Origin of the sequence: Mycobacterium sp. (assembly GCF_049673265.1) — a bacterium.
Classification (GTDB): Bacteria; Actinomycetota; Actinomycetes; order Mycobacteriales; family Mycobacteriaceae; genus Mycobacterium.
This window is the reverse complement of record NZ_JBATXN010000561.1, coordinates 1-24,497: the sequence shown is the minus strand read 5'-3', so window position 1 is coordinate 24,497 and position 24,497 is coordinate 1. Positions and strand designations below refer to the sequence as shown.

Here is a 24,497-nt window from a genome sequence, read left to right as displayed (position 1 = left end):
GTTCACCGTCCCTGCCGAGCGGCTTCTTCTAACAAATCGGCGGCCCTGGTGAGACTTTCGGCGGGTTTGGTCATTCGGCCGGCGATTTCGCGGGCCCGGGCCGAGTATTGCGGGCTTAGCAGCAGGCGCAAATCGGCAACCAGTGTTTCCACGGCGGTATCCGAAAAACGCCGCCCGAAACCAACTTCCAGTTGTTGCACCGCAGCAGCCCAGAACGGCTGATCGAGCCACAGCCAAAGGATCAACGTCGGGATTCCGGCGCGCAAGGCCGCGGCCGTGGTGCCTGCGCCGCCATGGTGGACGACGGCGCTGCACGCGGGAAAGATCGCCGAGTGGTTCACCGCATCTACAACCTTGACGTGGTCGGAATGCTCGACAGTGGCGGGGTCATTGGGCCCGGAGCAAATCAACACCCGCTCCCCTAGCCGGGCGCAGGCCGCGCTGACCATGGCGAAGGTCTCGGCCGCCGACGTGATAGGCGTGCTGCCGAGACCGAAGTAGACGGGCGGTGTTCCCGCGGCAATCCACGAAAGAACCTCGTGATCGGTGTCCGTCGGCAACTCCAGGGTGAGCGCCCCGACAAAGGGCCGGCTCCGATCTGCTTCGACCCATTGGCCTGCCGACTCGGGCAGGCAGAACTCGTCGTAGGCCTGGATTTCCAGCGGTGGCGTTGAGGGCACGGTTGCCTCCGGTAACCCAAGCGCCCGGCGTTGAGCGTCTTCGGCGACCTTCGTCATCCGTGAAAACAGCCAGTCAGATGACCAAATGCGCTCCGGGAAGAGATGCAGCGCAGCTACCGGAACGCCGTAATACTCTGCGACATTGGCGGCCAGCCCTTGTTCGTTGAAGCTCGCCAATACCAAATCGGCCCCTTTCGCCAGCGTCGAAAGCGTCGCGCCCTTTTCGAGCTTGATCTGGGTGACATGCTCGACAACTTCGGGCACCACGCTGATCGGATTCCGCATCCTCGGCGCGATGTTGCGGACCAAATCCGAGCCGGGGTTCATCTCCTCACGCGAGTCCGGCCCGTAAGAGGCTCCAGAAAGCCCTGCCGAGTCGATGAAGCCAAGCAGGTTGGGCGGCACCGCCATTCGCACATCGTGATCGCGACGCAGCAACTCGGCAGCGATGGCGGCGCAGGGCTCGACGTCTCCGCGACTTCCATATCCTGCGACCACAAACTGCATCGGCGGAGCTTAACTCGTGGTGACGGACTCAGTCGGTCTTCGGCAGCGGAATGCCTTCGCTGGTCGAGAATTCCGCATCGCTTTGTGTCGACAGCCCAAGCGACACCAGGGTCCGCGGGAAAATGACATCGGTCAGGTAGGCCAACGTAACCGCCCAGCGGTTGACGCCTCGCGGGATGGCGTACAAGTGGTATGCCCGGGTAACGAATTTCGCCGGATAGCCGGACAGCGGAACTCCCAGCGGATTCGCCACGGCCCTATGGGGTCCGAGATCGACCACCAACCCCAGGTTGCGGTGCTTGTATTCGCGCTTCTTCCCGTGCCCGAGGCTGGCGGCCACGTTGTTGGCGAGGACCTTGCCTTGACGAATCGCATGTTGGGCGGTGGGGGGTGTGATCTTGCCGGGTTGCGTCACGTCGGGCACTGCGGCGGCATCGCCGGCGGCGAACACATCAGGGTGCCCGGGCACGCCGAAATCGGTCTGCACCTTCAGCCGGCCCTTCTCCGTCGGCAGGCCTAGCGTCTCGATGAGCGGAGCAGCGGTCACTCCGGTAACCCATGCAACGGTTCGGGTGTCTATCCGCGAGTTATCACTTAGCACAACGTGATCCGGGTGAACTTCGTTCAGCGTCAGGCCTAGCCGTACGTCAACTCCACGGCGCCGCAGCACCCGCATCGCCCGAGCTCCCAACTTCTCACCGACCTCGGGCATCACTTGCTGGGCAAGGTCAAGCAGCACGAATTTCACCGCGGATGCGTCAAAGGGCATCTGCTTGGCTGCGGCGTCGGCCAGTGCGCGAAGCTGCACGACCAGCTCGGTACCGGAATAGGACGCGCCAACCACCACGATCGTGCGGCGGGCTTCGGCGAGCTTGGCGTCGTCTTCGAGGCAGGACAATTCCAGTTGCTCCAGAACGTGGTCGCGCAGGTAGAGCGCCTCGGCTGTCGACTTCAAACCCCTTGCGTAATGGGCTAATCCAGGTATGTCGAACAATCGGGTGACCGACCCGGGCGTCAACACCAGCCGATCCCACGACATCTCGCAGGAACGCTGTTCCAGATCGGTGAATAGCAGCCGGCGCTGCTCCAGGTCGACCTTGTCGACCCGTCCGCGCACTTTGCGCACCCCGTTGAGCGTCCCAGCCAGCGGGATTGTCACGAACCGCGGATCGACGACTCCGCCAGCTACGTCGGGCAGCAGCGGTGTGTAGAGCATGTAGTCGACCGGCGAGATGATCGTGACGTCCACGTCTGATCTGCGTAATCGCCGGCCTAGTCGCCGTGCACACTCGAAGCCGGTAAATCCGCTGCCCACAACTACGACCGAAGTCATCGTTTCCACTCTAGCGGCCATCGGCCAGCCGCACCGCTACGCGCTCTGTCGTCGGGTTTCGCCGCCCCCGCCTGGGAGTCGTTTTCTCGCTCCGCGATCCGGGTAGATGAGCGGAATGGGAGACACCTCGCGCGACGCTATCGACCACCACCGGACCACGCGGCCACGCGCGGGCGAATCGATGAAGAACGGCGCAAAGACGCCCGGCCTTTTCCTGTTGGCGGCTGGCGTGGTGGCTTTTGTGGTTTGCCTGGCCAGCTTCGCTGAACGAGCGGTCGGCGTCGGAATCGGCGCAGCCGTAGTCGCGTTGCTTGCGACCGGTGCGGGCTTCGCCTGGTTGGGCATGGACTCGCGCCGAATCCGGCACGTCCAACGCGAATGGAGCAACGCCCACGACGTCGGCGTTGACTAAGCTCGCCCGGTGCCCATCAGCTCGCGGCGACGACACGGATACGGTGTGATCTGTTCTGCCGCAACGCGGCCCGGCGCCTTGTCTGCGGCGACAACCTCGGTGGGCCCGAAAATGCGTCGCGCGGCAGCATGACGTTGTCCAACTGCAGTTCCTCCGGCGAAGGCTTACTGCAAGGCAGCCAGGTTGCAAACCGAGTCATGCACATCGGACTTGATGATTCTGGCGACCAGCTTCCCGATCGGCCCGTTCAACAGACCCCCCGACAAATCAGCGGTCAGATGAAACGTCGACCCGGGATGGTTGTCAGCGACGGTCATCGCTACCGCGATTCGAATCCCGCCACGGCCGCGGCCGGACAATTCGATCGCTTCCGGCTCGTCGTACCGAGTGACCGTCCAATGGATGACGTTACGAAAACCCTTCACCTTCACGCACGACGACACCTGCGTGCCCTTGCTGATCTTGGACGGAACCGGAGTGCGCCAACCGGCAAATATCGTCATCCACTCGCCAAACCGATGCAGATCGCACGCCAGCTTCCAGGCTGATTCCGGCGCCAAATCCGACGACGTCGAGACATCTACTCGGGCCACCCGGGGTCATCCTCCCTCTTGCTGCAATGCGGCTGGGCTTGCATACCCGGGCGTGGGCGGACGATAAACCGCGGGGGTGGCGCTCACTGGCGCGGTCAGATACCGGTCCAGGTCTGATCGAGTTGCTCGGCCACGTCGATGACTTGTGCTTTTTGGGATTGCGGCGAATCGATTTCATCGCTGACGTAGTGCGCGATGAAACGCCGGATCTCCCCGTCAACGCCTGCCAGGATGCGCAGCACCTCGCCGCGAATGCTTGTCGACGACACGTTTACGGTGATATCCCGCGACCGTGGCTTGGCGACGTCGACGATCAGCAGGAGCGGCTCGGCGGCGCGCGCGGTCGCGGTCAACGCGATGTCACCGTCAACCTTGAACCGCTGTTTGTCCAGCCGTAGGTCGAGGAGCAGGTCGATGAGAAGTGGGATGTGGATGTCAAAAGTGATGCTGTCGCCGACGTTACGGCTGACCTGCGGCTCCTTAATGGTCACCCGGGCGCTGACTTTGGCGATCTTGCCCGGACCCTGTGCGATCGGTTCCATGTCGAACTCGGTGCCGGCGAACGCGGCGAAGGCAGCGCCGACACGTTCCGCCGTCACGGCGACTTCGAAGAATCGGCGCCCAAAAGCCTCGTAGCTGACGTAGTCATAGCCCTGCATAACTACATACCGTCTCACGTCGTCTTCCGACACCGCGGCTGATCCCATCGTGTCGGCCGAAGCCCGCTGTGCCAGTGGTGTTAGGCAGATACCGCCATGGGTAATCCAGAGCGATGAAAACGCAGCTACCGCAGGTGCGCAGATGAGGTTGCGGAAAAGCACCGTCGGCGGCCCAGGATTTCGTCGTATTCGCCGAGGCCGCGGCTTCTCCTATGTCGACGCCGAGCGCGACTGCGTCGACGACCCGGAATGCTTGGCGCGGATCGAGGCTCTGGTTATCCCGCCGGCGTGGAAGAACGTGTGGATCTGTCCACATCCCAATGGCCACATCCAGGCAGTCGGCGTTGACGACGCCGGCCGCCGCCAGTACATCTACCACGAGCAATGGCAGGCCGAGCGGTCCGAGGAGAAGTACGACCGGGCGGTCAGCTTGGCCAAACATCTGCCGGACTGGCGCCTGCACCTTCTCACCGATCTACGTAGCCGCGGGCTGGGACGCGATCGCGTGCTGGCGCTGGCCCAGCATTTGATTGATCAGGGTTACTTCCGGGCCGGCGGTGAGGAGTATGCGCAAGAGAACGGCAGCTTCGGGCTGGCCACGTTGCGTCGTGATCATGTGCGGCTACATCGGGGCTGTGTGGAATTCGACTATCCCGCGAAAAGCGGCGTGCGCCGGACGATTTCCCTTGAAGATCCGCTGGTGATCAAGGCGGTTGGATCGCTGTTGCGCGCCGAAACGAAGATTCCCCGGCTGCTGGTATATCGCAGTTCAGATGGCTGGTCGGAGGTTCACGCCGACGACCTCAACACCCGCTTTCGGGAGCTGGTGGGTGAGGAGTTCAGTGTGAAGGATCTGCGGACCTGGCACGGCACGGTGCTGGCCGCCGAGGCGTTCGCCGTCGCCCGAGAGCCTACGTCGAAGACGGCTCGCCGTCGCGAAGAGGCGGCCGTGATGCGCGCTGTGGCAGAAGAATTGGGTAACACACCGGCGGTGGCGCGGCGCTCCTATGTGGATCCACGCGTCGTGACCGCCTATGAACAAGGCGTCACCATCGCCCCGGCATTGCGCAGAATCAAACGGCAGCGAACGCCGGAGGCAAAGCGCGAAACAATCGAGCGAGCCACTGCGCGGATGATCAAACGCGTCGCGCGCAGCTAACCGAGGAAGTTCGAAAGTGGTTGCCGTCGAACCTGATTGACAGATGTCAGATGCTGCCCACGGCAGCGGATCGGTCTGTTCGCACGAAATATGCTGCGACCACGACGATCGCGCCGATCACGGTTACCGGAATGGTCCACTTCCGCTGCTCGGAAAGCGCTGACTGGCACTCGGCAACAAAATCGGTGTGCGGGATTACCTCGTTAAGAAACGGGATGCTTGCTACCGACTTGTTGTTTGCCTCTTGAGCGCTGGACAGGTTCGAGACCGCGGCACTTCCGCATCCGAGGCTGCCTCCGTTGCCGTCCGACACCGACACTGGCACAAATAACCCGATGATCCCGACGACGAGGACCACCGCACCCACCACCAGAACCAACCGCCGCAATGTCACGTTGTGCTCCTTAGCCCGCAGTCATTTGCTGAGGAGTTACCCGTTCGCCTAAGTACGCCAAACGTCGCACGCTGTCAGCCTTGGCCGTGCCGGTTATGAGACAATTCGGATGTCGCACTGGCGCGAACCGGGCTGGGCGATTTCGGCCGTGCTGTTAACCGCGCCACACATCCACCCGCTGATTCTTCTATCCCGGCCTAGGCCTGTCAGGCTGGCAGAACCTGGAGGTGTTTCGCATCCGATGTGCGCCCACAAAGTGACCGAACCGCGAACCAGCGGCTCGCAAATTCAAGCCTTGCTCACCTGGGTCGGTGGCGGAGAGCGCCGCGAACTCGACGAGCGTCACGAGCGGTCCGCGCACGCGATCGCCGGCATAGTCGTGATCTTGGATGCCGCTGTGTGCTGGCTGGTGGCGACGCTCGCCGTGCTGCAAGCAACGCGCTGGCCGGTGCTGGCCATAATGCCGTTCACGCTGATCTTTGGCCTGTTGGTCGGCGCGATCACTCGCGGCGTAGCCAGCGGACCGGTGCGCGGACTGCGCGGATTTGTGGGTCGCGCACTGGTGGCGGCCGCCGTCGGCATGGTCGTGGGTGAGGTCACCGCTCTGGTGCTGCTCTCCGGGTCGATCGATCGTCAACTGGACCTACAGGCCGCGCGCCGCGCCGACGCCGCGCCAATGGTCGTCCAGGCATCCACCAGCCTGGCGCAACTGCGCAACACGCGTGCCGCGCTTGACACGGCGGTCGATAAGGCACGCATTCATCGCGACGAGGCACTCGTGGTTGCGCGCTGCGAATACCATCCGAGCCCGGCCTGCCCGCAAACCCGTATCACCGGCGTCCCCGGATCTGGTCCCGAAACCCGCACAGCCAATGAGCTTCTCGCAGATTCTCAGCGACGGCTAGACACCGCCACGGCCACTCGCGACCGGCAAGCTGGTGACCTGGACTCGAAAATCGGCGACGGCGAGTGGGCGCTCTCACGAGCGCAGCAATCCGCGTCCGCCGACGCCGACCACGGCCTAGGCGCGCGGTGGCTGGCAATGCAGGACCTCACCCTGGCCGGCGCCGGCGCACTAATGCTGCGGCTCTTGGCGATCGCGTTCTTCACGCTATTGAGCTTGTTCCCCTTGATACTGCGGCTATGGCGCGGTGAAACGGCTCACGATCGCCACGCCAAAGCCCACGCTGAACGCGAACGCGCCGAGCTGGAGGCGGAGACCGCGATCGCGATCAAACGAGCCGAGGTGCGAGCGGCGGCCGAAACGATGTGGGCCGAACAGCAACTCGCCCACGCCCGGATGGCCGTCGAGGCACAGACCGAGATCGACCGCGCGCAGCTTCGCCAGCGCGTGAGCGCCGCGCTAGAAGGCGCAGCGTCCGTCGCTGAGCCGGTGGCCGACGACATCTACCTACCGATCGCCGCCGAGGCTGAGGCAGCCAGCCGCGCCACGACCGCGCTGCCCCACGCGACTGTGGAAACCGATGCGGCCGATACACCGAACCTGCCCGCCGCACTGGAATCAAGGGACGTGCCTGCTACGTCGCCGATCCCGACCATCCCAGATGTCACCAGGGCGGCCGCTCGCTGGATTCGTCCGATGGTGCCGGGCTTTGTCGCCCGCGCGATCGACACGTCAACCCACCCGCTACGCACCGCGCGTCAGGTGCTGGAGGAAGTCGAGGAAATCACTTTCTCGCTCAGGCGCACCCGCAAGGTCGTCGTCGATACCGAGCAGAGTGCCCGCCCCGCGCCATCGGGCGGATCGTCCGCTATCGCTGCCGGCGACGACGATCACGGCGCGCAAACCGTGATGTCAGAGCGGCTATCCACAACGGGGGTGGACGGCGTGTCGTTGACGCAGCGTGCGGCGCAGCGCGGGCTGACCGAGCGCCACGGACCACATGAGGTGCGCGCGGCTGACGGCCCACGGCAATTGCCGCCTGCTCAGTAATGGGCGGCCGTAACCCTGTTGTGATCGAAACCTCAAATGGGCTGGGAAAGCGGCGTCCCACTCCAATATCGCTCACCAGCGGGAACAACTCTTTCGCCGAAACCAGTTATTGTCGTAAGGTTGCGCATCTGAGACCGAAACCACGAAAAGTGAAGAATTATTAAATCCTTTACGTGTGTCTAATAAGTAATTCTTGACCCGCTCCTAGCTGCGGTTTTTACTCAGAAATGTAAGGTAGGCCATTCAGTAATAACAAAGTGATGGCCGACACATATTTTGGTCGGTTTTGATCTTGTTGTTAATGTCCCGCCCCATGTTTGCAGAAACGATCATGGCGCTGCTTGACCAGATGTCGGGAACGCCGTATAGCCATGGCTATTCGCCGGGCGGAACGGACTGTTCGGGTCTGGCGTCCCTGGTATCGAATGTCGCTACAAACCGCCCGGCCTTCGCCGAACGGTTCAATACCGGGAATGAAGAATCAGCCTTGTTGGCACGCGGTTTCCAATACGGCACCGCCCCTGGCGCTCTGGTGATCGGCTGGAATGGCGGTCATACGGCGGTGACGCTGCCGGATGGAACGCCCGTCTCAAGCGGTGAACGCGGCGGCGTGCGCATCGGCGGCGGCGGCGCTTACCAATCCCAGTTCACCCATCACATGTTCCTTCCGGTGGATCCCGGCGCTTCGCAGGATGCCCCGCCGCCGCCCGGTGCGGTGCTGGCGGACGCGGTGGCTCCCGAGCCTCCCCCGCCGCCTGCTCCCGAACCCGCTCCGGTCGAGCCGGTGCAGAACGAACTGCCTCCGCCACCGGACCCCGCTCCGGCTCCCGCCGAGCCGGTAGAGAATCAACCGCCCGCGCCGGCGCCTGACGAGCCGCCGGCGGCTGCCTAGGGCCACCGAGGCGTTGGGCCTCTACGCCAAGAAGCGCTGCAGATAGCGGGCGAACCGGTTGCGCAGGTCGTGCTCGTCGAGTCCGAACATTTCGGCCGACGTCACGACCTGGCCCAAACGCCCGCGCTGGTGGCCGCACAGATAATCGGCCATCGCCGTGCGGGCCGCGTCGGTCAGCGGCTCGCCGGCGAGGCCGTATACCCGTTCGGCGACGCCGAACTCGTCGGCCATGAAGGCGTCGAAGCGGACGTCGATCGACCGCTCCGGCGGAATGACGTCACGCTCGCGCACAAGCGCATCGAGCATCAGTTGCAAACGCTCGACCCACGACACCGCGATCTCCTGCACCGGCACCGGCGAGCAATGCATCCGCGCGCTATAGGTGAGCATCGCCAGCATGGACAGTGTTACCGGCACCGGGTCGCGGTGGGTGCACACCACGATCGTGCCGGGAAAGACGGCGTTGAGCACCGGCAACTGCTCGAGGTGCTGGGGCGACTTCAACAACCAACGGCGGCCGCCGCGAAGAAACTGCAGCGCCTTTAGCTGGACGGCCAGGTGTTCGTATGACGATGTCTGGTCGTGCGTCAGGTAGTAGTCGCGCCACCGCGGCACGTGCCCGAGCGTCTCGAACAGCATCGTGGAGAAGTCATTGGCCAGCAGCTGGATCTCCTCGTGGACATGCTCGGTGGTCATCTCATGCATGAGCGGGAAGTGCGGCATCGCGGCGTTCATGAACTCGACGGCGGCGTCCATGCGCGCTTTTCGCGGATCGGGCTCGACGCCCACCTCGGCGGGCAGCGGAAACGGCTCGACGCTCTCCCAGTACGGGATGGTGCGAAAGGTTGTGGCCGCCGCCAACAAGTTGTGCAGATGAGTGGTGCCGGTGCGGGGCAGGCCCGCGATGACGACCGGCGGCAGCAGCTCGATGTCATGAATCTCAGGATGTCGCGTCAGCAGATCGTTGAGCAGTAGCCGGTTCTTGAGCCACTGCAACAGCTGCGCGTGGAAGTTGACGATTCCCGGCCCGTGCAGCCCGTCGATCTCTTGCAGCGCCGTGAGGTAGACATCGAGGCGCTCCCGGTAATCGTCCGGCCCGAAGTCGGTAAGCCCGGTGTCGGCGGTGGCTTTCGCGTGCAGCGCGTCAGCTTCCAGCGGACACTCCGGCGCCATCGCCGTCATGAGGTCGCGGATCGGCTGGATTTGGGGGCTGAAGCGCGGCTCGGCAAGGTCATCAAGGTGCACGAGAACTGCAGCGGCATCGGTCACGGCGACTTATGTTACTCTGAGTTTCGTAATGACGACAGAAATTGGCCGCCCCCGCGATAAGCGCATCGACGGCGCGGTGCTGCAGGCCACCGTCGAATTACTCGCCCAGACCGGCTACGCCGACCTTTCGGTCGACGCGATCGCGCGGCGGGCTGGCACCAGCAAGCCCGCGATCTACCGACGATGGCCCGGCAAGGCGCACCTCGTTCACGAGGCCGTCTTCCCGATCAGCGATGCGACCGCGCTACCTGATACCGGGTCGCTGGCCGGCGACGTGCGCGAGATGGTCAGCCGCACGGTGGAAGTGCTGACCACTCCGGCCGCGCGGGCTGCGCTGCCCGGACTCGTCGGTGAAATGGCTGCCGACCTCACACTGCATTCCGCGCTGCTGGAACGCTTCGGCGACATCCTGTCTCGCGGGCTGTCGGATCGCTTGGCCGACGCCGTCGCCCGCGGCGAAGTACGGCGCGACGTCACCGCAGCAGAAATCGTCGAGGTCGTCGCCGGCACCACGTTCCTGGCGCTGCTTACCCGCGGGGACACACTCGACGATTCCTGGGTAGACCGCACCGCCACGTTCATAACGAGAGGTATCAGCGCATGACGACTAACGAGCACGAGTCCACCGCGGCTTGGCGCGAGTTACTAGAGACCCTGGCCGGCCTCGACCGCACCTTCCTCGATGGCGATCGTGCCGTCACCGACGACCGGCACATCGCCGACGGCTACCGCATGCTCGCGACCACGCTGGGCGTGGCGTTTGACACCTATCTCTTCGCTGAGCCCAGTCGACCGGTGTTCGTCGCAGTCAATACTCCGTTCCGACGAGATCGTCGATGGGGCGGCGACAACACGGACGCCTACTACTACATGTGCCCGGTTGATCCGAACCGCCGGTACCGGATCAGTGGCAACTGCGGCGACAGCGTTTACTTTTCGCTGACCGCCTATAACGAACCGTCGCCGGGCGCCTGGTCGGACCGCATTGTGGCGCTCGTGCGCGACGACGATCTCGAGATCGACAAGGCCGGCAACTTCTCGTTCGAACTCGGGCCCACGCCCGACGCAGCGGTTCTGATGACCCGCGACTACCAGGCCGACCCACTGACCGGTCGCAAGGTCAGCTGGCAGATCGAGGCGTTGGACGAACCGGAGCCAATTCGGCACGGAGACGCCGAGACTGCGGCGCGGTTGCGCACCAGCGCTGCCTGGCTGCGCACGATGTTCGCCATTGTTCCGCTGGCCGTCGGCGCGCGGGTTGACGACGCGCACGCGCTGGGTCACGAGATCGCGCACGCAGCCAATCAATTCGCCGACCCCTATCAAGTCCCGGACGCCAACTTCGGCTGGTCGGCCCGCGATGCCTGCTATTCCTACGGCAGTTTCGTGCTCGACGATGACGAGGCGCTCGTGATCACCCACCGGCCGCCGCGGTGCAGGTTCTGGAACCTGGTCGTGTGGAACCAATTCATGGCAACCCACGGCGTCACCGATGCGCGCTGCTCAGTCAACGGCCACAGCGCGGTGCTCAACTCAGACGGCTCGGTGACGATCGTCATCTCTCGCGGTATGACCGCGCATCCGAATTCGCTGACCACGCTTGACTATTCCCGTGGCAACCTCGCGTTCCGGTGGTTTCTTGCCGACGAGGTCCCGGCGCGGCCGGAAGTGCGGCTGGTGAAGCTCTCGGAGGTGCCGACGAACGTCGACGCACTGTCGGGCTGAATCGCACCGCTTAACCCGGCGTTAACCGCTCCTCAAGAGTGCATCGGCAACTCATATGTAAGGTGGAAATTCTTAGTTTATGACGCCAATCTCGAGGGAATCTTCCGGACCATGAATTCGCAGCACTTCACTCGCCTGTTTGGTACGGCGGTAGCCACCACTTCTGGGCTGCTTGCCACTGTCGTCCCTACCGCCGCCGTTCCTTCCGCGTCCGCCGCGGGTTGTCCGGACACCGAGGTGGTGTTCGCCCGCGGTACCGGTGAGGATCCGGGGCTCGGTCCGACAGGACAGGCATTCGTCGACGGGTTGGGCGCGCGCCTTGGCGGCAGGTCGATGGGGGTATACCCGGTCAACTACCCGGCCAGCGACCAATGGTCAACCGGAATCGACGGTATTCGAGACGCCGGCACTCATATCGTTAACGAGGCCGCAGCCTGCCCGAACACGAAGATGGTGCTCGGCGGTTACTCACAAGGCGCAGCCGTGATGGGCTTCGTCACCTCACCTGCCGTCCCGGATTCGATACCACCTGACGTCGATCCGGCAACCCTCCCCAAGCCACTGGACCCAGCCGTAGCAAACCACGTTGCCGCGGTCGTGCTGTTCGGAGCACCAAATGTGCGGGCGATGAACTTCCTCGGCCAGCCGCAGGTTGTCATCGGACCGCTGTACCAGGCGAAGACCATTCAGGTGTGCGCTACTGAGGACCCGGTCTGCTCGGACGGCATGAATTTCGCCGCGCATGATTCCTACGTAGCCGACGGCAGCGTCATTGCCCAGGGGGTGGACTTCGCCGCCAACCGCCTTGCCGCGGGTGGCACACAGGTGACCGTCGCAACTCCACACCAAGGCTTTGGAGACTGACGTCAACGCATAACCGTCGTCCGCCCTGGGCTAGCGTCTAGAAAGTCTGTCGCTCGCATCCAGGGACGGAGGACACCCATGGCGATCCGTGTCGCCCATGTCGGCACCGGAAACGTCGGTCGTCTGGCGTTGACCGAGCTGGTCACCAATCCGCAATTCGAACTGACCGGGCTGTGCGTCTCTTCGCCCGAGAAAGTCGGCAAGGACGCCGGGGAGCTGGCCGGGGTCGATGTGGCCACCGGGATCGCGGCGGTCAACGACATTGATGCCGTGCTCGCTACCCGGCCGGAATGTGTCGTGTACTGCGCGATGGGTGACACCCGCCTCCCGGAGGCGATGAAGGACGTGATGCGCATCCTCGTCGCGGGCAGCAACGTCGTCGGGTCGTCGCCGGGAATGTTGCAGTATCCGTGGGGCGTGATGCCAGACAAATACATTGCCCGCGTCGAAGACGCTGCGCGACGAGGTAACTCAAGCATCTTCATCAACGGTGTCGACCCGGGATTCATCAACGACCTAATGCCGTTCGTGCTCGCCAGCACCTGTCAGCGTGTCGAGCAGGTGCGCTGCATGGAGATCGCCGACTACGCGACCTACGACGGCGCCGAGGTCATGCACTACATGGGAGTCGGTAGACCCCTCGACGACATGCCGATGCTGCTGCTACCCGGCGTGCTCAGCATCGCCTGGGGCGCTGCGATCCGTCAGCTCGCGGCGGGGCTGGGAGTCGAGCTGGACGAGATCACCGAATCCCACGAGCGCGAGCCGGCGCCGGAAGACTTCGACGTCGCGGTGGGACGCATCGCCAAGGGGACCATGGCTGCACTGCAGTTCGAGATCCGCGGCATGGTCAACGGCCACCCCGCAATCATCGTCGAGCACGTGACCCGGTTGCGGGAAGACCTGCGACCCGATTGGGCGCAACCCGCCCAGCCCGGCGGCTCGTATCGGGTGGAGATCGTTGGCGAGCCGTCCTACGCCATGGACATCTGCCCGACTAGCCGCAAAGGCGATCACAACCACGCGGCGATCGTCGCCGCGGCGGGCCGCATCGTCAACGCCATCCCGGCGGTGGTCGCGGCGCCGCCCGGTATCAGGACGACGCTGGATCTGCCGCTGGTCACCGGCGCTGGCCTGTATGCACCAGAGGGAATCCCAGCGGTCTGAACTCAGCGTTATTCGTAGGCAGGATATTTCGCGGATTTGAGAATCTGCGCCAAGTGCACGGCGTTGCGTGCGGCGGCGCCGGTGGCGAAAGCCACCGGATCGGGTACCTCATCGAGGTCGGTGTAATCGGTGGACTCCATCGCCGCGCCATTCCAGTAGGTGCAACCTTGCGCGGGGATGCTGTATCCGATGTCGTTGAGGGCCTGGAAGACGTCGGCAACTGTCTTGTGGGCGCCATCCTCGTTGCCGACCACGCTGACTATCGCCACCTTGCCCGCCATTGCGGGCCGACCCTGGTCGTCGGTGTTGGACAGTTCGGCATCCAACCGTTCCAGAACCCGTTGCGCGACGCTGGACGGATGACCAAGCCAGATGGGTGTACTCAACAGCAGGATGTCCGCGTCGAGCACTTGTTGTCTGATGGTCGGCCACTGGTCGCCGTCACCCATGTCGGTCTCGACCCCGGGCGCAATCGCGAAGTCGACGCATCGCAGCGCCTCACACTTCACGTTCCGCTCCCGCAGATGATTAAAGACATGCTCGGCGATCAATTCGCTGCTCGAGGCCGCCGGACTGGGTTTGAGGCTGCAGACCAACGCAATCGCAGTCAAACCGTTCCCGTCGTTGGTCACTCGCACTGGCTACCCGAGGCTTCTAGCCACGAAACGCTATGTCGTGCAATTCAGTCCAGCGGCCCGGCAGCGACCTAGGCTATTGCTCTTTCTTCTCGCGCTCTTCGGCGGCCTCCGCCGCGCCGCGCGCCGCCTCCGCCTTGGCTTCTTTTCTGGCCGCGTCGCGCTGGGCTTCGGCCTTGTCTTGTTGGGCTCTACCCTCGCGGACTACGTCATCACGGCCGGCAAGCGATCCCGCAACCTCTTTGGCTTTGCCTTTGACGCCCTCGACGACTCCTTTGACGGCTTCGTGCGGCCCGCTCTTGTTGTCCCCCATTGAATCGATCCGCCTTTCGGTGCTTGTTGATTTGCAACATCCGCAGGCCTTCCCAACGCGGTAACACGTCAAACAACCGGAGGCGGACGTCACACCGCGGCCTGGCCCGGATTTCTGGCTGTGAACTGCCTGTGAACAGGAGTAATGCCGGAAATTGCGGGTACCTCGATGAGCGTGGGAAGTGGCAAGGCTGCCCATCGGGGGCAGGTTGTGGTGGTTACTGGGGCCAGCGCCGGGATCGGCCGTGCGACAGCGAAAGCCTTCGGGGCGCGCGGGGCACACGTCGGCTTGGTGGCGCGTGGCGAAAAGGGGCTGGCCGGCGCGGCGCAGGATGTCGAAGCTGCTGGCGGTAAGGCCTGCGTAATACCCACCGATGTGGCCGATCCCGAGCAGTGCGAGGCGGCCGCTGAGGAAACCGAGCGCGCATTCGGACCGATCGACGTGTGGGTAAACGTTGCCTTCACATCGGTCTTCGCCCCGTTTTGGGAGATCAGACCAGACGAGTTCCGCCGCGTCACCGAGGTGACCTATCTCGGGTTCGTCTATGGCACCATGGCGGCGCTACGGCGGATGAAGCCCCGAAACGCCGGGACCATAGTGCAGGTTGGCTCCGCCCTTGGCTACCGGGGGATTCCGCTCCAAAGCGCTTACTGCGGCGCCAAGCACGCGACTCAGGGGTTTCACGAAGCGCTGCGATGCGAGCTGTTGCATGAGGGCAGCAAGGTCCGCGTCACGATGGTCCAGATGCCGGCGGTGAACACCCCGCAGTTTTCCTGGGTGCTATCTCGATTGCCCAAGCAGGCCCAGCCCGTTCCGCCGATCTATCAACCCGAAGTTGCCGCGCGGGCGGTGCTGTATGCCGCCGACCATCCTCGCCGCCGCGAGTACTGGGTAGGTGGCAGCACGGCGGGCACGCTGGCCGCCAATGCCGTAGCGCCCGGACTGCTCGACCGCTACCTTGCCCGCACCGGCTTTGACTCACAGCAGACCGAAGATGACCGACCGCCCGACCAGCCAGCCAATTTATGGGAACCCGCCGACGGCCAGAATGGCGAAGACTACGGGGCCCGAGGCATTTTCGGCGATCAATCCACCGATCGCAGTATTCAACTATGGGCCTCTCAGCACCATGGACTTCTCGGCGGTGCGGCAGCAGCTGCGCTTGCCGCGGGGGCCGGAGCCGCTGCACAACGGTTGCGCCGATGGCGCTGGTGAAGACCTTCCAGCGAACTTAGCAATGCTGAAAATTATTTGATCAGGAGGGAAATCCATGTCCAAGCAAGAAGTCAGCGACTACCTGCTCGAGCGGTTGCGGGCATGGGATGTCGAGCATGTCTTCGGTTTTCCCGGCGACGGCATCAACGGAATTCTTGCCGCATTCGGGCGAGCCGACAACAAACCGATGTTCATTCAATCGCGGCATGAGGAGATGAGCGCGTTCGAGGCGGTCGGGTACGCCAAGTTCAGTAACCGTGTTGGGGTCTGTATGGCGACTTCGGGACCGGGCGCGATCCATCTGCTGAATGGTCTCTATGACGCCAAGCTCGACCACGTGCCAGTGGTGGCCATCGTCGGGCAAACCAACCGCAGCGCCATGGGCGGGTCGTACCAACAAGAGGTCGACCTGATGAGCCTGTTCAAGGATGTCGCCAGTGACTACATCCAAATGGTCACCGTGCCAGAACAATTGCCTAATGTCCTCGATCGCGCTATCCGGGTGGCGTTGTCACAACGCGTGCCGACGGCGCTGATCATCCCATCGGATGTGCAGGAGTTGCCGTATTCGCCGCCGACGCACGCGTTCAAGATGGTGCCGTCCAGCCTGGGCATCGAATGGCCGGCGATTGCTCCCGACGACGCGGCGATCGCCCGTGCGGCCGACCTCCTCAACGAGGGCAAGAAGGTGGCAATGCTGGTGGGCACCGGTGCGCGCGAAGCACGCGAAGAACTCGTCGAAGTCGCCGACCTGCTCGGTGCCGGCGCAGCCAAAGCGCTGCTGGGCAAGGACGTGCTGTCCGATGAATTGCCTTGGGTGACTGGCTCTATCGGTCTGTTGGGTACCCGGCCTAGCTACGAGATGATGCGCGATTGCGACACCCTGCTGACGGTGGGGTCGAGCTTCCCTTACACCCAGTTCATGCCGGAGTTCGGGCAATGCCGGTCGGTGCAGATCGATATCGATGGCCGGTTCATCGGAATGCGCTACCCCTACGAGATCAACCTCGTCGCCGACGCCAAGACAGCATTGCGGGCCCTGATTCCGCTGCTGAAGCGCAAGGAGGACCGGTCGTGGCGGGAAGGCATCGAGAAAACTGTCGCGCGATGGTGGGAAACCATGGACAAGGAGGCGATGGTCACCACCGATCCCGTCAACCCGCTGCGGCTGTTCTCTGAGCTCTCCCCCCAGCTACCTGACAATGCCATCGTCACAGCGGATTCCGGTTCGGCAGCCAACTGGTATGCACGCAACTTGCGCTTCCGCGGCGATATTCGCGGCTCGCTGTCTGGCAACCTGGCCACCATGGGCCCGGGTGTGCCGTATGGCATCGGAGCCAAATTCGCCCAGCCGCAACGACCGGTCATTGTCTTCGCCGGTGATGGCGCGATGCAGATGAACGGCATGGCCGAACTGATCACCATCAAGCGATATTGGCGGGAGTGGGACGATCCACGCCTGATCGTGGCGATCCTGCACAACAACGACCTCAACCAAGTCACCTGGGAGATGCGCGCAATGGCCGGCGCGCCCAAATTCGCCGAATCGCAGAACCTTCCCGACGTTGACTATGCGTCGTTTGCGGCGAGTCTCGGCCTGAACGCGTCGTCGGTCAAGGATCCCGACGAACTCGCGGACGTTTGGCGTGACGCGTTGTCCGCCGACCGTCCCACCGTCCTGGACGTTTACACCGATCCGGACATGCCCCCGATTCCGCCGCACGCCACCTGGGACCAGTTCAAGGCGGCCACCACCGCCGTGCTGGCCGGGGACGAGGACCGGACCGGCTTTATCAAGACAGGTCTTAAGACCAAAGCGCAAGAGTTCTTGCCGCACAAGAAGAGCTGACAAATCGTGACCGCTGGGATAACGACAAAACGCCCAAGCCCATCGCCCAGGGTCTACGAAGCGCTAGCTGCCGACCTACGCGAACGCGTCGACGGAGAGGTGCGATTCGATCCCGGATCGCGGGCCACCTATTCCACCGACGCCTCCAACTACCGGCAGGTGCCCATCGGCGTTGTCGTGCCGCACAATCCCGACGCCGCAGTAGAGGCCATCGCTGTGTGCCGTCAGCACGACGTACCGGTGTTATCCCGCGGCGGCGGTACCAGCTTGGCCGGACAAAGCTGCAACGCGGGAGTCGTCCTCGACTGGAGCAAGTACTGCACCCGCATCACCTCCATCGACACCGACGCCGGCATCCTCGTCGTCGAGCCGGGCAGCAAGCTCGACCAGCTCAACGACGAGCTGGACTCCTCGGGCTGGATGGTGGGACCCAAACCCTCCACCCACGTCAGTTGCACGATCGGCGGGATGATCGGCAACAATTCGTGCGGTTCGACCGCACAGGCGTACGGCAAGATGGTCGACTCGGTGCGCCGCCTCGAGGTGGTGACCTACGACGGGCTGCGGATGTGGGTCGGTCCGACCGATGACGAGAAGTTCGCCCGCATCGTCGAAGAAGGTGGGCGGCGAGCCGAAATCTACCGCGGCCTCAAGGCTCTGGCAGAAAGGTACGCCGACGATATCCGATCGACGTATCCAGACATCCCGCGACGTGTATCGGGATATAACCTCGATTCGTTATTGCCTGAGAGCGGCTTTCAGGTCGCCAAGGCACTGGTCGGCTCCGAGAGCACGCTGGTTACCGTGCTGCACGCGGAGCTGCAGTTGGTCCGACAGCCGGCGGCCACCGCGCTGGCGGTCGTGGGCTTCGACGACATCGCGTCTGCCGGCGACGCGGTGCCGGCCATACTCGAGCACAACCCGTCGGCGCTGGAGGGTCTGGATCATCGCCTTGTCGAGCTGGAGCATTCGCAGCACCTCGCGCAAAAGGCCCTGCGTCAACTGCCCGATGGCGATTCCTGGCTGATGGTGCAGTTCGACGGCGACGATCAGGACGACGCCGATCGCAAGGCTAAGTCGATGATCGATGCGCTGGATAAGATCCCACACAACGGCGTCACAGTCCTGGATGACCGGAAGCGCGCGGAGGAAGTTTGGGCTGCGCGAGAAGCCGGGCTGGGCGCCACCGCATACCCGCCCAACGAGCCGGAGACCCACGAGGGCTGGGAGGACGCCGCGGTACCCCCGGATCGGCTGGGCGATTACCTGCGCGACTTCCACAAGCTGCTCGACCGCTACGACTATGGAACTGCTTCGCTGTACGGGCATTTCGGTCAGGGCTGCATTCACACCCGTATCCCGTTCGACTTGCGGAACGCTGAAGGCATCGCCAAATATCGTTCCTTCGCCGAAGATTCAGCACGACTGGTGGTGGAATACGGCGGCTCGCTTTCTGGCGAGCACGGCGACGGCCAATCCCGCGGCGAGCTGCTGTCGATCATGTTCGGCGAACGGATGGTCGGAGCGTTCGAACAGACCAAGGCCCTGTTGGACCCGCACAACCGGATGAACCCCGGAAAGGTCGTCCACCCATACCGGCTCGACGAAAATCTCCGCTTCGGCGCGGGCTATCGGCCGGCCGAACCCTCGACGATGTTCGCCTATCCCGACGACGACCACAAGTTCTCCCACGCGGCTGCGCGCTGTGTCGGGGTCGGCAAGTGCCGCGGCCATGAATCCGGTGTGATGTGCCCCAGCTACCGGGCCACCGGCGAGGAAGAGCACTCCACCCGGGGGCGCGCGCGGCTGCTGTTCGAAATGGTGCAAGGTGACGTGATCACCGACGGGTGGCGCTCTTCCGAGGTCCACGATGCGCTCGACCTGTGCTTGGCCTGCAAGGGTTGTCGCAGCGACTGCCCCGTCGACGTCGACATGGCCACCTACAAGGCGGAGTTCTTGTTCCATCACTATCGGCGGCGGCTGCGGCCGATGGCGCACTACTCGATGGGCTGGATACCGTTGTGGGCGCGGCTGGGCGCGGTCATGCCTGGACTGCTCAACACCGTCACGCATACCCGCGGACTTTCGACACTGGTGAAGAAGGCAGGCGGGATCGACGTCCATCGTGAGATGCCGAACTTCGCTGACGAGCGGTTCACCACCTGGTTCCATCACCGTCCGTCGCCGGGCACCCCAGCGCCGCGCGGTCGGGTGCTGCTCTGGCCGGACACCTTCGTCAACAACTTCGACCCCGAGGTCGGCAAAGCCGCTGTCGCGGTGCTGGAATCGGCGGGATTCGCTGTCGACGTTCCACGCCGGACCGTGTGCTGCGGCCTGACCTGGATCTCCACCGGCCAGCTCAAGACCGCCAAACGGGTTCTGCGCCGGACACTTACGATCCTGCGGCCAGAGCTGCGGACAAGCACGCCGGTGGTGATGTTGGAGCCCAGCTGCGCCGCCGTGTTTCGATCGGATCTGCCGGATTTGCTCTACGGCGACGACGACGCGCATCGGTTGGCGAAGCAAACCTACACGCTTGGTGAGGTATTGGCGGATAAGGCCCCTGATTGGCAGCCGCCTCACATCGACGCCGATGCAGTGGTCCAGCAGCATTGCCATCAGCACGCGATACTGGGCTACGGTGATGACCGGCAGCTGCTCGTCGACGCCGGTGTTGAGCCCGATGTCCTCGACGCCGGATGTTGCGGTTTGGCAGGGAATTTCGGCTTCGAGAAGGGGCATTACAACGTCTCGGTAGCCTGCGCTGAGGACAAGCTGATGCCTGCGCTGCGCAAGGCAGATCCCGATGCGCTCGTCCTTGCCGACGGGTTCAGCTGCCGCACCCAAATCCGCGAGCTCTCGGCCAAACACCAGCCGATGCACATCGCACAGGTCATCGCCGCTGCCTTACGGCACGACTAACCGATTTCTCCGATTTCTGCATCGCGCGGGCCGGTCAGGCGATGCGCCGTCTCGAACATCAGGGCATGCACAAACGCCTGCGGCAGGTTCCCGCGCAGTTGGCGCTGCGCCACGTCGTACTCCTCGGTGAACAGGCCGGGCGGGCCGCAGGCGGTGCGGTTGCGCTCGAACCAGCGAACGGCCGCCAGATCGTTGCCCTGCTGGTGATCCGCCAGCGCCATCACGAATCCGCAAAGCAAGAAAGCGCCTTCGGCTTCGCCGAGCGGACGTTGGTCCGGTCGGAATCGGTACACGAATCCGTCCTGGCTCAACTCGGTGCGGACGGTTTCGAGCGTTGCGATGGTGCGTGGATCGTTTGGCGGGATTGCTCCGCGGATCGACGGCAACAACAGCGCCGCATCGACCCGTGAATCCCCGGGCGCCCGTTGCCATCTGCCTGATGGGTGTAAGCAGTCGCTGTCGGTATCGGCAATCAGCAGATCAGCGAGATGCTGCCATTCGCTGCCCTGCCGTGGTGGCGCCACTGCGCTAATGGCCCGCAACCCGGCCGCGTTCATCAGCCGAGAATGTGCCCAGCGGTGGTTGTCTAATTCCCAAATTCCGGCGTCCGGCTCCCGCCATCTCTTTTCGATTGCGTCCACGGCGATCTGGACCGCCTGCCAGTGGTTCAGGTCCATCCGGTCCAGGCGGGCGGCGGCGGCAAAGAGCAGTAGCGCTTCGCCGTATGCGTCGAGTTGGAATTGGTCGGTTACCCAGTTCCCCAGCTTGTCGGCGGCGCCACCCGGGTAGCCCGGTAGCTCCAAGTCGCGCTCTTCTGGCACCGCCTCGCCTGCTGCCGAGTAGGCGGGCTTTAGCGCCGGCCCGTCGGCAATGATGCGTTCGCTGACATAGCGCACCGCGTCGTCGAGCAGGGGGTGCGCACCGGCGGCAGCAACAGCCTGCCCCGCATAGCACTGATCCCGGATCCAGCAATACCGGTAGTCGTAGTTACGGCCTTGCTTCGCGCGTTCCGGTAGCGACATGGTCGCAGCGGCCACCATCCCGCCGGTGCTGCTGGTCAACCCGCGAAGCACCGCGTACGAGCCTCGGACGTCCACGTCCGCCAATGTGCCGGTAAATTCCGGCACCGTCTGGTACCAGGCATTTTCAGTGCTGCGCCAGCTATCGTCGGGACGCACTGTGTGCTCGCTCAATTCGCGGTCGGATAATTCCAGGACCAAATCGTGATCGCTGCCCGGCGTGACATCGAGAACCGCCTCCAGCCGCCCATCGTCGCACCGCCGCGCTTGCCCCGCCCCGGTCCAGCGGAAGCGCAGCTTGCCAGATCGCCCGGTCCACACGTCGTCGTTGTTGGATAGGTCGCTCATCGGCTCGGATCCGTAGCCGGAACGGACGTCGAGCGTGATTCGCACCCGGGTTGGATGATCCACTGCACGGATGCGCCGCAGCACCACCGCGGTGTGCAGATCCCCCGGAAATACCAGTGCCTCGCGGCTTTCCACGATCGCGTCGTTGGTTACCCACCGGGACCGCCAGATCAGCGACCGACCCTCGTAGTACCCGCCCCAGACGAATCGCGGTTCGTCCGGAGAAACGGCGTAGATGCCTCCCCCGCCTAGCAGAGAGTTGAACACCGCAGCGCTGTCCCAGTGCGGCAAACACATCCAGCAAAAGTCGCCCCGTGGGCCAATCAGGATCCCCCGCTCCCCGTCCGCGAGCAAGGCGTACTGCCGCAGCACGTGCGGCGGAAACTGCTCAGCAACCGTTTTGCCTTCCACCACGCGGGCATACCCGGTTTCGCTTGCGGGTAGCCCACCAATATGACTGTGCATTCAGGCGTGCCGATCGACTCCGTCGAAGTCTCGGCTTACACGGTTCCCACCGATGCGCCGGAGTCGGATGGCACTCTGGCTTGGGATTCGACCACCCTGGTCTTGGTGACTGCTCGTGCCGGTGGCCACGTAGGGACCGGCTACACGTACGCGGGCACACCCGTTGCGACCGTGGTGCAATCGAAGCTGGCCGACGTCGTCACCGGCAGCGACGCTTTGCAACCGCCGGCGCGGTGGGCGGAAATGCAGCATGCGATCCGCAACCTGGGCAGACCGGGCGTGGTGGCCGAAGCGATCGCTGCGGTCGATATTGCCTTGTGGGACTTGCGATCACGGCTGCTGGATGAGCCGCTCGTTGTCGCACTCGGTGCCGTCCACGACGCGACGCCGATCTATGGCAGCGGCGGTTTCACGTCATACGACAACGACACTCTGCGGTCACAGCTGAGCGGGTGGGTCGAGGCCGGGATCCCTCGCGTCAAGATGAAAGTGGGCCGCGACCCCGCCAAGGACGACGCCCGGGTCGCCGCAGCGCGCTCGGCGATCGGCGCTGATAACGAGCTGTTCGTCGACGCCAACGGCGCCTACACCCGTAAACAGGCACTTTTGTGGGCCGAACGGTTCGCTGAGTACGACGTCCGCTGGTTTGAAGAGCCGGTGACGTCGGACGATCTCGAAGGCCTACACAAGCTGTGCGAGCAGGGACCCGCTGGCATGGACATTGCTGCCGGAGAGTATGGCTACGACCTGCCGTATTTTCAGCGGATGCTGGACGCCGGCGCCGTCGATTGCCCGCAGGCCGATGTCACCCGCTGCCTCGGAATCACCGGGGTGCTCAAAGTCGGCGCGCTGTGCGACGCACGCAGCTTGGATCTCTCCTTGCACTGCGCCCCGCAGGTCAGCGCCCATGTCGGAACGGCCTTATGGCACCTGCGGCATCTTGAGTACTTCCACGACCACGTGCGACTGGAAGGTCTGGCTTTCGACGGAGTCCTGGAACCCGAACCGGGTGGCTTGCTGCGTCCGGACCGGACGGCACCCGGTCATGGACTGACGGTCAAGCATGCCGACCTTGAGCCCTTCCGGGTGTGCTGACGTCGCCGAGAACGGCTACATCCGACCAGATAAATCCGCCCTGGGTTACCGTTTCCCGATTAGCTTGGTGAAGGGAGCAGGGCCCAATGAAGATTTCCCAGCCGGTTGTCGCCGGTGTGATTGTGGCGTCAACGCTGGTGGGGGTGTCGGTGGCCGGCTGCAGCAGCCATTCGAAGTCCTCGGCGCCGACGTCGGGATCTACCACCTCGACGCACGCCGCACAGGCAGGCGACTACACCCAGCTGCTGATCAAGGCCACTGACATCGACGCGCCCGAACCTTTCACCGCGGGCCCGGCAGTCAAGAACCCGAATGGCCAACAGGGCGCACAAGTCACCTTCAGCGACCAAGACAAGGCCCACACGATCATCGACACCATCCAGATCATGTCGGACCCTGCGGCTGCCGCGAGCCAGCTGGACTCGGCGAAGGCGACTCACCGCGAAGCATTGCTCGCCAAACCCCTGGGGGTTGACGTCGGGGTCGACGGCGCGACGATTTCGGGACCTTCACCGGATCACTCCAAAACGGTGACGATGTTGCTGTTCACCGAGGGCAAGGCGTTCGTCACGATCGAATTCGATGGCCCGTCATATGCACTGGCCCCGCCGGATTTTGTGGCCGACGTCGGCCACAAACAAGACGACGCCATCAAAAAGGGCCTCGGATCGTAGATTGCGCCGTTAGCACGCCGCCAGCAGCGCCCGAGCGCTCGTTACGCATGGAAGTATCCGGTCGTAGGCGCTGACGCCCGCTTCCGCGCGCGAACGCATCGGCACCTCCAGGCCCACCATGCAATCACGGGGCAGCGCCGCGAGCATTTCAGCCAGCGGCAACTCGCCATCGCCCGGCGCCAACCGGTGATACATCGCTTCCTCGGCGTAGTGGTGCTCCTTGGAGGAGCGCAACGGGATGTCACACAGCTGCACATGCCCGATCCGCTCGGCGGGCAGCGATCGAAGGTCGTCCGGCCCGGCACCCGAGCGGGCGACATGCATCGTGTCAATCAGCAGGCTGATCTCGTCGCG

22 protein-coding genes and 2 pseudogenes are annotated in these 24,497 nt (G+C 63.9%); 13 read left to right on the top strand and 11 right to left on the bottom strand.

Annotation, left to right across the window (positions count from 1 at the left end):
* Window positions 1–2: 2 nt before the first annotated feature.
* Window positions 3–1,187: a glycosyltransferase gene (locus WBF82_RS19180; protein ID WP_424384527.1), complete on the bottom strand. Its 1,185-nt coding sequence runs from the start codon at window positions 1,185–1,187 to the stop codon at window positions 3–5.
* A 28-nt stretch (window positions 1,188–1,215) separates the two neighbouring features.
* Complete coding sequence (locus WBF82_RS19175) at window positions 1,216–2,520, bottom strand: NAD(P)/FAD-dependent oxidoreductase (RefSeq protein WP_424384526.1); 1,305 nt, start codon at window positions 2,518–2,520, stop codon at window positions 1,216–1,218.
* A gap of 106 nt (window positions 2,521–2,626) precedes the next feature.
* On the opposite strand from WBF82_RS19175, the gene WBF82_RS19170 reads away from it, so the two are divergent.
* Window positions 2,627–2,932 (top strand): LapA family protein, encoded by a 306-nt coding sequence (locus WBF82_RS19170; RefSeq protein WP_424384525.1) that lies wholly within the window; start codon window positions 2,627–2,629, stop codon window positions 2,930–2,932.
* A 35-nt stretch (window positions 2,933–2,967) separates the two neighbouring features.
* On the opposite strand, the pseudogene WBF82_RS19165 reads toward WBF82_RS19170, so the two are convergent.
* The 3 genes and pseudogenes from WBF82_RS19165 to WBF82_RS19155 form a co-directional block, all read right to left on the bottom strand.
* A pseudogene (locus WBF82_RS19165) lies at window positions 2,968–3,107 on the bottom strand (ornithine decarboxylase); the annotation flags it as partial.
* Window positions 3,097–3,525: a type II toxin-antitoxin system Rv0910 family toxin gene (locus tag WBF82_RS19160; RefSeq protein ID WP_424384524.1), complete on the bottom strand. Its 429-nt coding sequence runs from the start codon at window positions 3,523–3,525 to the stop codon at window positions 3,097–3,099. The gene WBF82_RS19160 and the pseudogene WBF82_RS19165, both read right to left, overlap by 11 nt.
* Before the next feature lie 95 nt (window positions 3,526–3,620).
* On the bottom strand, window positions 3,621–4,184 hold the full coding sequence (locus WBF82_RS19155) for a hypothetical protein (protein ID WP_424384531.1): 564 nt from the start codon (window positions 4,182–4,184) through the stop codon (window positions 3,621–3,623).
* Window positions 4,185–4,326: 142 nt separating this feature from the next.
* Between WBF82_RS19155 and WBF82_RS19150 the strand changes: the two genes are divergently transcribed.
* Window positions 4,327–5,343 carry a DNA topoisomerase IB gene (locus WBF82_RS19150; protein ID WP_424384523.1) on the top strand — a complete coding sequence of 339 codons (1,017 nt, stop codon included), beginning with the start codon at window positions 4,327–4,329 and terminating at the stop codon, window positions 5,341–5,343.
* A gap of 46 nt (window positions 5,344–5,389) precedes the next feature.
* Here WBF82_RS19150 and WBF82_RS19145 read toward each other — a convergent pair whose 3' ends face one another.
* Window positions 5,390–5,737, bottom strand: coding sequence for an aminopeptidase (locus tag WBF82_RS19145; protein ID WP_424384522.1), 348 nt, complete (start codon window positions 5,735–5,737; stop codon window positions 5,390–5,392).
* Between the two features lie 241 nt (window positions 5,738–5,978).
* On the opposite strand from WBF82_RS19145, the gene WBF82_RS19140 reads away from it, so the two are divergent.
* Together WBF82_RS19140 and WBF82_RS19135 are read left to right on the top strand one after the other, a co-directional pair.
* Entirely contained in the window at window positions 5,979–7,691 is a 1,713-nt protein-coding gene (locus WBF82_RS19140) for a DUF4407 domain-containing protein (protein WP_424384521.1), read from the top strand.
* A gap of 313 nt (window positions 7,692–8,004) precedes the next feature.
* Window positions 8,005–8,583 (top strand): peptidoglycan endopeptidase, encoded by a 579-nt coding sequence (locus tag WBF82_RS19135; protein WP_424384520.1) that lies wholly within the window; start codon window positions 8,005–8,007, stop codon window positions 8,581–8,583.
* Window positions 8,584–8,604: 21 nt separating this feature from the next.
* Here the strand turns inward: WBF82_RS19135 and WBF82_RS19130 are convergent, their stop codons facing one another.
* A complete protein-coding gene (locus WBF82_RS19130; RefSeq protein WP_424384519.1) occupies window positions 8,605–9,852 on the bottom strand; it encodes a sulfotransferase family protein in 1,248 nt (415 codons plus the stop codon).
* Between the two features lie 28 nt (window positions 9,853–9,880).
* On the opposite strand from WBF82_RS19130, the gene WBF82_RS19125 reads away from it, so the two are divergent.
* The 4 genes from WBF82_RS19125 (at window position 9,881) to WBF82_RS19110 (ending at window position 13,608) form a co-directional block, all read left to right on the top strand.
* Window positions 9,881–10,456, top strand: a complete 576-nt coding sequence (locus WBF82_RS19125) for a TetR/AcrR family transcriptional regulator (RefSeq protein WP_424384518.1) — start codon at window positions 9,881–9,883, stop codon at window positions 10,454–10,456.
* Complete coding sequence (locus tag WBF82_RS19120) at window positions 10,453–11,577, top strand: DUF1214 domain-containing protein (protein ID WP_424384517.1); 1,125 nt, start codon at window positions 10,453–10,455, stop codon at window positions 11,575–11,577. The genes WBF82_RS19125 and WBF82_RS19120 overlap by 4 nt, the downstream gene beginning before the upstream one ends.
* Window positions 11,578–11,688: 111 nt before the next feature.
* The gene (locus WBF82_RS19115; protein ID WP_424384516.1) at window positions 11,689–12,441 is read left to right on the top strand and encodes a cutinase family protein; all 753 of its coding nucleotides are present in this window, start codon (window positions 11,689–11,691) and stop codon (window positions 12,439–12,441) included.
* Between the two features lie 78 nt (window positions 12,442–12,519).
* Window positions 12,520–13,608 carry a diacylglycerol kinase gene (locus WBF82_RS19110; RefSeq protein WP_424384515.1) on the top strand — a complete coding sequence of 363 codons (1,089 nt, stop codon included), beginning with the start codon at window positions 12,520–12,522 and terminating at the stop codon, window positions 13,606–13,608.
* Window positions 13,609–13,616: 8 nt separating this feature from the next.
* On the opposite strand, the gene WBF82_RS19105 is transcribed toward WBF82_RS19110, so the two are convergent.
* Window positions 13,617–14,240, bottom strand: coding sequence for a flavodoxin family protein (locus WBF82_RS19105; protein WP_424384514.1), 624 nt, complete (start codon window positions 14,238–14,240; stop codon window positions 13,617–13,619).
* 79 nt (window positions 14,241–14,319) lie between these two features.
* Window positions 14,320–14,556 (bottom strand): CsbD family protein, encoded by a 237-nt coding sequence (locus WBF82_RS19100; RefSeq protein WP_424384513.1) that lies wholly within the window; start codon window positions 14,554–14,556, stop codon window positions 14,320–14,322.
* Between the two features lie 168 nt (window positions 14,557–14,724).
* Here WBF82_RS19100 and WBF82_RS19095 point away from each other — a divergent pair, with 168 nt between their 5' ends.
* Genes WBF82_RS19095 through WBF82_RS19085 form a run of 3 tightly spaced genes read left to right on the top strand, consistent with a single transcriptional unit; the run spans window position 14,725 to window position 20,542 of the window.
* Window positions 14,725–15,771, top strand: coding sequence for an SDR family oxidoreductase (locus WBF82_RS19095; protein ID WP_424384512.1), 1,047 nt, complete (start codon window positions 14,725–14,727; stop codon window positions 15,769–15,771).
* A 55-nt stretch (window positions 15,772–15,826) separates the two neighbouring features.
* Window positions 15,827–17,620 (top strand): thiamine pyrophosphate-requiring protein, encoded by a 1,794-nt coding sequence (locus WBF82_RS19090; RefSeq protein ID WP_424384511.1) that lies wholly within the window; start codon window positions 15,827–15,829, stop codon window positions 17,618–17,620.
* A 6-nt stretch (window positions 17,621–17,626) separates the two neighbouring features.
* Window positions 17,627–20,542 (top strand): FAD-binding and (Fe-S)-binding domain-containing protein, encoded by a 2,916-nt coding sequence (locus WBF82_RS19085; RefSeq protein WP_424384510.1) that lies wholly within the window; start codon window positions 17,627–17,629, stop codon window positions 20,540–20,542.
* Here WBF82_RS19085 and WBF82_RS19080 read toward each other — a convergent pair.
* Window positions 20,539–22,374, bottom strand: a complete 1,836-nt coding sequence (locus WBF82_RS19080) for a glycoside hydrolase family 15 protein (RefSeq protein ID WP_424384509.1) — start codon at window positions 22,372–22,374, stop codon at window positions 20,539–20,541. The two genes, WBF82_RS19085 and WBF82_RS19080, sit on opposite strands and share 4 nt — an antisense overlap.
* On the opposite strand from WBF82_RS19080, the gene WBF82_RS19075 reads away from it, so the two are divergent.
* Both WBF82_RS19075 and WBF82_RS19070 read left to right on the top strand, forming a co-directional pair.
* Window positions 22,363–23,469 carry an enolase C-terminal domain-like protein gene (locus WBF82_RS19075; RefSeq protein ID WP_424384508.1) on the top strand — a complete coding sequence of 369 codons (1,107 nt, stop codon included), beginning with the start codon at window positions 22,363–22,365 and terminating at the stop codon, window positions 23,467–23,469. The two genes, WBF82_RS19080 and WBF82_RS19075, sit on opposite strands and share 12 nt — an antisense overlap.
* An 86-nt stretch (window positions 23,470–23,555) precedes the next feature.
* Complete coding sequence (locus tag WBF82_RS19070; RefSeq protein ID WP_424384507.1) at window positions 23,556–24,143, top strand: hypothetical protein; 588 nt, start codon at window positions 23,556–23,558, stop codon at window positions 24,141–24,143.
* Between the two features lie 9 nt (window positions 24,144–24,152).
* On the opposite strand, the pseudogene WBF82_RS19065 reads toward WBF82_RS19070, so the two are convergent.
* A pseudogene (locus tag WBF82_RS19065) lies at window positions 24,153–24,497 on the bottom strand (sugar phosphate isomerase/epimerase); the annotation flags it as partial.